The organism is Asanoa sp. NPDC050611, assembly GCF_040654855.1.
In the GTDB taxonomy this organism is placed as follows: domain Bacteria; phylum Actinomycetota; class Actinomycetes; order Mycobacteriales; family Micromonosporaceae; genus Asanoa.
On sequence record NZ_JBFAIU010000308.1, the window covers coordinates 1 to 9225 of the forward strand.

Here is a 9225-nt window from a genome sequence, read left to right on the forward strand (position 1 = left end):
GCCGCGATCGCCGTCGGGCGTGGGGCCCGGTCGAGCAGGTGGGCCGCGGCCGCCGCGCCGTCGGTGCGGCAGTTGCCCGGGACGTTCACCGTCGCGACCGTCGACCACTCGACGCCGGCGGCGGCGAACGCCTCCTGGTAACCGCGGAGCCGTTCCCGGCTCGTGTAGTAGGCGACGTCCGCGGGTGAGGCGAGCCGCGCCGGGCTGAGTGTCGGCGCCACGCTGAAGTAGTCGCCGATCACCGCCACCCGCCGGTGGCCGAGCGCCATCAGGTGCGCACCCGCCGCCCGGGTCGCGGCCGCCTCGTCGATGCCGACGAACGCCGACTGTGGGCCGTCACTGGCCCGGCGCTGGCCGCTGACGACCGGCAGCCCACGGGCCGCGATCGCGTCCAGCGCCGGGTGCCAGTCGGGCATGCAGTAGACGCAGAAGCCGTCGACGACAGCGTCGTTGACCGCCGCCACCGCGGCCGCCTCGTCCTCGACGGACAGCGGGAGCAGCAACAGGCCCGTGCGCGCCTGCTCGGCCGCCTCGGCCAGGCCACGCAGGTACTGCACCGCGTAGGGGTCGGTGAACGCGTACGACAGGCTGGCGGTGAACAGCATGCCGATCGCGCCGGCCCGGCGCCTGCGCAGCGACCGGGCCGTCGGGTCCGGGCCGGCGTAGCCCAGGTCGGACGCCGCCGCCAGGATGCGGTCCCGGAGATCGGCGGAGAGCTGGTCCGGGCGGCTGTACGCGTTGGACACCGTGCTGCGCGACACCCCGACGGCGTCGGCGACGGTCTGCAGCGTCGGTCGCACGGCCGGCCTCCTCTGTATCGATCCAGAACCTTCTGCATCGATACAGTACGCCTGTCACATCGATCGGCATACGGTGACGCCGGTCACTCACACCGTGAACGTGTACGACCCGGCCGCCAGCGCGAACACCGCCGCGCCCGACGCGTACCCCATCGGCACCGCCTGGGGTGGCGCGGCGACCGCCGCGGCCGACGGTGCCGGCACCCGGACCGTGGCCGTGCTGTTCGCCGGCACCTCGACCCGCAGCGTCAGCGTCCCGCCGGAGACGGACCAGTCCGACAGCGCCCGCCCGTACGGCGTCTGCAGGTCGGAACGCCCGGAGGTGAGCCCGCCACCGGGCCGGGGTGCGATCACCAGCCGGTGGTAGCCCGGGTCACGCGGATCCGGACCCACCCCACCGACGGACCGGTAGAGGAAGTCGCCGACCGAGCCGAGTCCATAGTGGTTGAACGAGTTCATCCCCGGGTCCTGGAACGACCCGTCGATGCGGATCCCGTCCCACCGCTCCCAGATCGTCGTGCCGCCGCGCGCGCCCATGTAACCCCAGCCGGGATAGTCCGGCTGCGTCAGCACCTGGTACGCCGTCGCCAGGTGCCCGTTCTCCGCCAGCACCGGCAACAGGTTCTCGACGCCGAGGAAGCCGACCGACAGGTGCCCGGACCGGGACGCCACCTTGGCCGCGAGCTTGTCCGCGACCGCCTGCACCCGGGCCGCCGGCACGAGGCCGAACGAGAGCGCCAGCACGTACCCCGTCTGGGTGTTGCCCGACACGGTCCCGTCCGCCGCGACGAAGCGGTTCGTGAACGCCGCCGCGACCTGGTCGGCCAGCGCACCGTAGGAAGAAGCCTCAGCGGTCCGCCCGGTCGCGGCGGCCATCCGGGACACCAGCCGCGCCGTGTAGCCGAAGTACGCCGTCGAGATCAGGTCGTTGGCCGTGTTGTCACCGACGTTGAGCCAGTCGCCGTAGGTCCACTGGTCGCGGATCAGGTTCGCACCCGACGTGGACCGCGAATAGTCGACCCACCGCCGCATCGCCTCGAAGTTCTCGTCGACGATCCGCAGGTCGCCGTACCGCTGCCAGACGGTGTACGGCACGATCACGCCCGCGTCGCCCCACCCGGCGGTGCCCGCCCCGCAGCAGACGGCCGGCGCCACGTCGGTGAACGCGCCGTCCGCGCGCTGCGCGTCGGTCAGGTCGTCGGTGAACTTGTCCAGCAGCCCGTGGACGTCCATGTTGAACGTCGACGTGCCCACGAACGCTGCGATGTCGCCGGTCCAGCCCAGCCGTTCGTCCCGCTGCGGGCAGTCCGTGGGAATGGTCAGCATGTTCGACCTCTGTCCCCAGAGGATGTTTCGCTGGATCTGGTTGACCAACGCGCTGGAGGTGCTGAAGGAGCCCGTCGCGGCGCCGTTGGTCCACGCCGCCAGCCCGGTCACCGTGGACAGCGACGGCGTGCCGGGGAAGCCGGTCAGCTCCACGTAGCGGTAGCCGTGCACGGTGAACCGCGGCTCGTAGACCTCGTCGGCCCCGGTCCCGGCCAGCGTGAACCGGTCCGTGGCGCGCGCCGCGCGCAGGTTGGCCGTGTAGGCCGTGCCGTCGGCGTTGAGCACCTCGGCATGCCGCATCGTCACCGTCGTGCCCGCCGGCCCGCGCACCCGCAACCGGTTCCACCCCGCGAAGTTCTGCCCGAGGTCGACCACCCAGACCCCCGGCCGGGGCTGGGTCACAGCCACCGCGGGCACGGAAGCCCGCACAGCCACGCCCGGGTCGACGGCCGCCACGAGGTTGGGCTTCGCACCGGCACGGACCGTCACCGCGGCCCACCCCGAGTCGTCGAAACCGGGCTGGTCCCAGTCGGCCAGCGCACCGCGGGCGTCGTACTCCTCACCGTGGTAGATGTCGTCGAACCGGATCGGCGAGGGCGAGGTCCGCCAGGACCCGTCGGTCCGCACCGTCGTCGTGGTCCCGTCGGTGTACCGCACCACGAGGTCGGCCGAGTACCACGGCTGGCTCCCGTAGCGCTGGTTCCCGCCCATGCCGAGCGACCCGGAGTACCACCCGTTGCCGAGATAGGCCCCGATCGCGTTGTCACCCTGCCGCACGGCCGAGGTCACGTCGAGGATCCGGTACTGCACGCGCCGGTCGTAGTCCGTCCACCCTGGAGCGAGCGCCTCACCACCGACCTTCGCTCCGTTGATCCGTGTCTCGTGCAGCCCGAGCGCCGTGACCATCAACCGCGCACTGGCGACGGGCTTCGCGAGCGAGAAGCCCTTCCGCAGGTACGGCGCCCCGCGCACCACCGACACCTGGCTCCCCCACGGCCCGGCACCGTAACCGGCGATCGCCCGCGCGGCGGGCCACCCACCGTCCGCGAAACCCGGGTTCTGCCAACCGGCCGGCCCGCTCTGACTCGCCTTCCACGCGGCATCACTGACGACCCGCGTCGTCCCTCCCGCGACGACCTCGAGGGCGGCGATCACACCGGCCGGCGACACCGTCGTGTTCTCGGTGGCGATGGCGATCGTATTGGCGCCGGCGACAACCCGCCCCGTGACGTCCACGACGGCGGCCGTCTTCCACGACTCGTACACCCGTGGCGACGTGCTCACCTGCGTGCCGTTGACCCAGACGTCGGCGGTGTCGTCGCCGGTGACGGTCAGCGTCGCCCGCGTGACCGCGCCGGCCGGCAGCGTGAAGGTCCGCCGCAGGTAGCGCGGGCCGACCGGCGCGCTGGCGCCGGGATCCCCCTCGGGATACCAGATCCAGCTCGCACCCGTGAGCGCGGGCACCGCCGCACTCGACCCGACGAACGCCGCCTGCCACACGCCGGCCGGGTCGTACTGCCCGGTCTCGAACCACGACACCGGACCCCACGCGCCCTGCCGGCCCTGGGTGTCCCACACCCGCACCCGCCACCAGTAGCGGGTCCGCGACGCCAGCGCCGGCCCGCCGTAGGCGGCGTCGACCGACCGCCCGGACACCACGCGGCCGCTGTCCCAGACGTCGCCGCCGCCACCCTGCGCACCGGCCTCGCTCGCCGAGACAACCACCTGGTAGGCACCCTGCAACAGCTCGCTGTTCGCCGGCCCGCTCGCCTTCCAGCCGAACCTCGGCCGAGCGGCGTCGATGCCGATCGGCGTCACCCGGCGCTCGACGACGGGCGCCGTGACCGCCAGCGGCGACCCGGCCGCGAGGTCGGGCCCGGTGACCCCGCTCCCCCACGGCCCCGCACCGTAGCCGGCCGCCACCCGGGCCGCGGGCCAGGCGACATCGCTGGACGCCGGCTCGGTCCAGTCCAGCGCGACCCCGTTCGCGGCCTTCCAGGAGGCGTCGGTGACCAGTTCGACGGTGCCGCCCGCGGCGACCACCCGGAGCCGGCCGAGCACGCCGGCCGGCCCGGCCGCGGTGTTCCGCGCGGCGACCGCGAGCGTGTTGGCCGCACCGGGCCGCAGCGCGCCGGCCAGGTCCACGTAGAGCGCCTGGCGCCACGAGTCGACGACGTTGGCGGAGCTGGCCAGCGGCACGCCGTTGAGCCACACGTCGACGCTGTCGTCGCCGGTCACCACGAGCTGCGCCTCATCGACCACACCGGACGGTGCGGTGAACGTGCGGCGCAGGTAGCGGGTGCCGGCGGGCACGCTGTCGGCGGCATTGCCGTCGGGGTACCAGATCCAGTTCGCGCCGGCCAGATTGACCGGTGCGGCCTGTGCGGGCGCGGCGCCACCGACGAGCAGCGCGGCGACGCAGGCGAGGGTGGTGGCCGCGCCGGCGAGGCGGCGCGAGGTGGTGGCTGGCATGGGTTCGCCTCCAAGCGATCCGGGGACGGGCGGATCGACGCAGCGTCCTGTGAAACGTTTCATGACCGCGCATCCGCAATGCTACGGCACGCAGTGATGCTTATCCATATCCGCCGAAGGGTTGGCCGGAGTCGGAATCCGGTCACGGCCCTGTCACCGCGCACGCGAAATGCGTTACGGTCCGCCACCTCAGCCCGGCCGCACGGGCCGGGAACGAACGGGGGAAGGACACGAATTGAGGGCTAAGCGAGTTCTTGCGGCACTTGCGGTCGCCGCGTGTGCGTCCACGTTGCTCGCCGGTCCGGCGTTCGCCGGCGGCGAGGGCGACCCACTCCTCGGCGACGTCAACGCCGACGGCCGCACCGACCGCGCGACGCTGGTCGCGCTGCCCGGCCAGGAGTGCGGCGTCGACGTCGAGCTGGGCCAGGCCGGCGGCGGCTTCGGCACCGCCACCCGCTACACCTGGCCGAATCCCGCCGAGGTCAACTACTGCCCCGACCTGGGCGTGATCCTCGACCTGGGCGGCGACGGCGCGTCCGAGCTGCTGCTGGCGTACTTCTGGGGGCGCCCGCCCGGCGTCGACACCGACCTGATCGTGCTCGAGGACTTCACGCCGGCCGGCGGCTTCGACGCGATCTTCCAGCCGAGCTTCATCGGCCTCGAGAACTTCAACACCGACGACCTGGTCGACGTGTACGAGTGGACCGACCAGGGCGACGGCCTCGTCACGTGGCTCAACACGCCGACCGGCCAGCTCGTGCCGGGCCCGGTGCACCAGCGGGCGCTCGACTTCGGCTTCGAGTTCGCCGACTTCGACCGCGACGGCGCCTCCGACGTGGTGATCGGCTATACGGGTGCCTACCCGCAGACGCCGGACACCGCCGCGGTGGTCATCCTCGACGACGGCAAGCGGGTCACGCTCCGGGACGACGGCAGCTACTACGACGTGGACGCGCTCGACGCCAACGGCGACGGCAAGCTCGACGTCCGGCTGGACAACCTGGACACCGGCGAGGTCGTGCACTTCATCGGCAACGGGCGGGGCGGCTTCACCGAGGCGCCGAACGCGGTCGACGACACCGTCCAGGTGCGACACCGCGAGCAGAAGACCATCAGCGTGCTCGTCAACGACGCCGCCACCAGTGCGGCCACGCTGCAGATCGTCACGCCGCCGGCGTACGGCACGATCGTGCGCACCACCAGCAAGGGCTTCATCTACCGGAACACGGCGAAGCACAACGACAGCTTCGTCTACCGCCTGACCGTCGACGGGAAGTCCGACACCGCGACGGCCGTCCTGCGCGTCAGCTAGTCGCGCGCGGCCGCGCCCATGCGGTCGGTGTTGAGCTCCGCCGACCGCATGGCGCGCCGCGACGTGGTGGCCAGGCCGATGATCAGGTTGGCCAGGCCGATCGCGCCGATCACCGCCCAGCTCGCGTGGTACGCCCGCATGAACGCCGGTGTCTGCGCCACGACGTCCACCACCTGGCCGGCGATGATCGAGCCGATGATCGCCACGCCCAGCGACTGGCCGAGCTGCCGCATGGTCGAGGCGATGCCGGCGGCGACACCGGCCTGCCGGTTGGGCATGCCGGCGACCGCGGTGTTGGTGATCGCCGCGTTGATCCAGCCGAGACCGAAGCCGATCAGGGCGTACATCACGAACAGCCGCGCGTAGTGCGGATCGTCGCGCGGGATCACGGTGATCAGGCCCGCCACGAACACCGAGGACCCGCCGATCGCGAGCGACGGCCGCGGACCCCAGCGGGCCACCACGCGACCCGATATCGGGCTGGTCACCGCCAGCAGCGCCGCCATCGGCAGGATCGCGAGCCCCGCCTCGACCGGCGAGAAGTCCAGCACGTCCTGCAGGTAGAACGTGTTGAGCAGCAGGAAGCCGCCCTGCGCGGTGAACGCCAGCAGCGCGATCGCGGTCGCGCCGGCGAACGGCGGCGAGCGGAAGAACCGCAGGTCGATCAGAGGCTCGCTGTGGTGCCTCTCCCACCACACGAAGCCCAGCAGCCCGGCGACGGTGGCCACGAAGCAGCCGATGATCACCGGCGACGTCCAGCCCTCCATCGGCACCTCGATGATCCCGAAGGCCAGCGACCCGACCGTGACCACCAGCAGGGCCTGACCGACCGGGTCGAACCGGCGCCGCGTCGCCGCCATCGACTCGCGGATGTAGCGGCCCGCCAGCACCATCGCGGTGAGCGCGATGGGCACGTTGATCAGGAAGATCGCCCGCCAGGTGAACGCCTGCACCAGCGCGCCGCCCAGGATCGGGCCGGCGGCGATGCTCAGGCCGACGGTGCTGCCCCAGAAGCCGATCGCCCGGGCGCGGGCCCGCCGCTCGGTGAACGTGTTGCTGATGATCGACAGCGCCACCGGGTTGAGCATGCTGCCACCGAGCCCCTGCAGCACGCGGAAGGCGATCAGCCAGCCCAGGCTGGGCGCGAGCGCGCAGAGCAGCGAACCGATGGCGAACACGACCAGGCCGACCTGGAACACCCGTCTTCGCCCCATCCGGTCGCCGATCGAGGCGGAGACGATCAGGAACGAAGCCAGCGCCAGCATGTACGAGGCGAGCGTCCACTGCGCGCCCTGGATCGAGGCGTGCAGGTCACGCTGGATCGACGGCAGCGCGACGTTGAGCGCGCTGGTGTCGAGTCCGACGATGAAGATGCTGCAACAACAGATGGCCAGCACCAGCGCCGCACGGCCGCGTGGCCGCCGCGCGGCTCCGGCGGCCACGCCCTGCTGTGCGGTTGCCGCCATGCCGCTCAGGCCGCCCTCGCTCAGAGATCAGGTCCGCTTTCAGCCTATTCCGCCGGCCCTGGCGCGACCGGCCGAACGCCCGCCATACTGCCTCCGGTCGATCTCGGGGGTTGCGGATGCGCGGCAGGGGCGCGTTGTTGCGTACGGCCGTCGTCTCGACCCTGCTCTCCGTGCTCCTGGCCGTCGCCGTGAACGTCGCGACCGGCGGCACCCTTCCGGCACCGCTGGCACCTCTGGCCCCGTACGCCTGGCTGGTCGTCGCCGTCGCGGCCGCGGTCACCGCCGTGGTCGCGATCCGTGACGCGCGGGCGGACGACCGCCCGGCCCCGCCGGCCCCACCGGCCCAGCTGCGCTCGGACGGCGGCTACACCGGACGCACCGACGACCTCGCCCGGCTGCGCCGGATGGTCGACGAAGGACATCCGGTCGTGGTGGTGACCGGACCGCCCGGCGTGGGCAAGTCGGCGCTCGCCGCACACGCCGCACACGCGCTGCGCGCCCGCTACCCCGACGGCCAGCTGTTCGCACCGCTCGGCGGCGGCAGCGGGTTGCTCGCCGACCCCGCCACCGTGCTCACGGACCTCCTCGACGCGCTCGACGCCGCGGTGTCGGGGCCGACCGACGCCGACCGCCTCGCCGCCCGCTACCGCAGCACGCTCGCCGGCCGGCGGGTGCTGGTGCTGCTCGACGACGCCCGCGACGCCGCTCAGGTGCGCCCGTTGCTGCCCGGCGCGCCGGGCTGCCTGGTGCTGATCACGAGCCGGTCGCCGCTGGCCGACCTGGCCGGCGCGGCCGGGCTGGAACTGGCGGTGCTCGGCGACGGCGACGCGCTGGCCCTGCTGCGGTCCGCCGGCGCCGCCGACCGGGTCACCGCCGAGCCCGCGGCCGCCCGCGAGGTGGTGGCCGCCTGCGGCGCGCTCCCCCTCGCGCTCCAGGTCGCCGGCGGCCGGCTGCGGGCCCGGCCGACCTGGTCGCTGGCCGACCTCGCGGCCCGACTGCGCGACGAGCGGGCGCGCCTCGACGAGCTGACCGTCGGGGACCGGGACCTGCGGGCCGTGTTCGCGGAGAGCCTCCGGCGGATCGACCCTGGCGCCGCGCTGCTGCTGCGCCGGCTGGCCCTGCTGCCCGCACCGGCGGCGGGCGGCCGGCTCGCAGCCGCCCTCCTGGACGTCCCGGTGCCGGACGCGGAGCGCGCGCTGGACCGGCTCGCGGCCGCGTCCCTTGTGTCCATATGGGACAATGGGGACGAGGTCCGCTACCGGGTGCACGACCTGGTGCGGATCTGCGCCCGCGAGCTGACGGACGACGCCGACGTGGCCGCCCTGCGGCGCGGCTACGAGGCCCTGCTGGGCCAGGCGTCGGCCGCCGACAGATCGTTGGGGTCACGGCCCTATCCCGTGTACGGCGGTGGGGATCCGGCGCTGCCCGTGGGCTGGTTCGAGGTCGACGGTGCACTGGTGCTGGCGGCGGCCCAGGACGCCGTCGGCCGCGGCTGGCCCGACCTCGCCTGGCGGCTCGTCTGCGCCACCACGAACGTCGCACTGTCCAATGCGTACGGTCTGGAGTGGATGGCGGTCGCGGGCGAGGTGCTGGCGGCCGGTCCGGGCGACGACGGTGCGGCCGCGATCCAGCTCGGTCTCGGCATGGTGCGGCAGCGCAGCGGGGTGCCGATGGCCGCGCGGGGGGCGTTGCGGGCGGCCCGCCGGGCGTACGTGGCGAAGGGCGACCGGCTGCGCGCGGCCACCGCGGCGACGTACCTGAGCATGGCGCACCGCATGACGGGGCGGTGGCGGGCCGCGCTGGCCGCCGCCGACTGGGCGATCGCCCGGCTCGACGGCGACCCGCCGCC

5 protein-coding genes are annotated in these 9225 nt (G+C 73.5%); 2 read left to right on the forward strand and 3 right to left on the reverse strand.

The window, feature by feature from the left end; all coding sequences use genetic code 11:
* Together AB0H87_RS32715 and AB0H87_RS32720 are read right to left on the reverse strand one after the other, a co-directional pair.
* Positions 1 to 800, reverse strand: an 800-nt coding sequence (locus AB0H87_RS32715; protein WP_360154487.1) for a LacI family DNA-binding transcriptional regulator, incomplete at its 3' end; no start/stop codon positions are given.
* 87 nt (positions 801 to 887) lie between these two features.
* Entirely contained in the window at positions 888 to 4598 is a 3711-nt protein-coding gene (locus AB0H87_RS32720; protein WP_360154490.1) for a family 78 glycoside hydrolase catalytic domain, read from the reverse strand.
* Positions 4599 to 4833: 235 nt separating this feature from the next.
* Here AB0H87_RS32720 and AB0H87_RS32725 point away from each other — a divergent pair, with 235 nt between their 5' ends.
* A complete protein-coding gene (locus tag AB0H87_RS32725; RefSeq protein ID WP_360154493.1) occupies positions 4834 to 5910 on the forward strand; it encodes a hypothetical protein in 1077 nt (358 codons plus the stop codon).
* On the opposite strand, the gene AB0H87_RS32730 is transcribed toward AB0H87_RS32725, so the two are convergent.
* Complete coding sequence (locus AB0H87_RS32730) at positions 5907 to 7376, reverse strand: MFS transporter (RefSeq protein ID WP_360154497.1); 1470 nt, start codon at positions 7374 to 7376, stop codon at positions 5907 to 5909. The two genes, AB0H87_RS32725 and AB0H87_RS32730, sit on opposite strands and share 4 nt — an antisense overlap.
* A 116-nt stretch (positions 7377 to 7492) precedes the next feature.
* On the opposite strand from AB0H87_RS32730, the gene AB0H87_RS32735 reads away from it, so the two are divergent.
* The coding region (locus tag AB0H87_RS32735) for an NB-ARC domain-containing protein (protein WP_360154500.1) at positions 7493 to 9225 on the forward strand (1733 nt) is incomplete at its 3' end.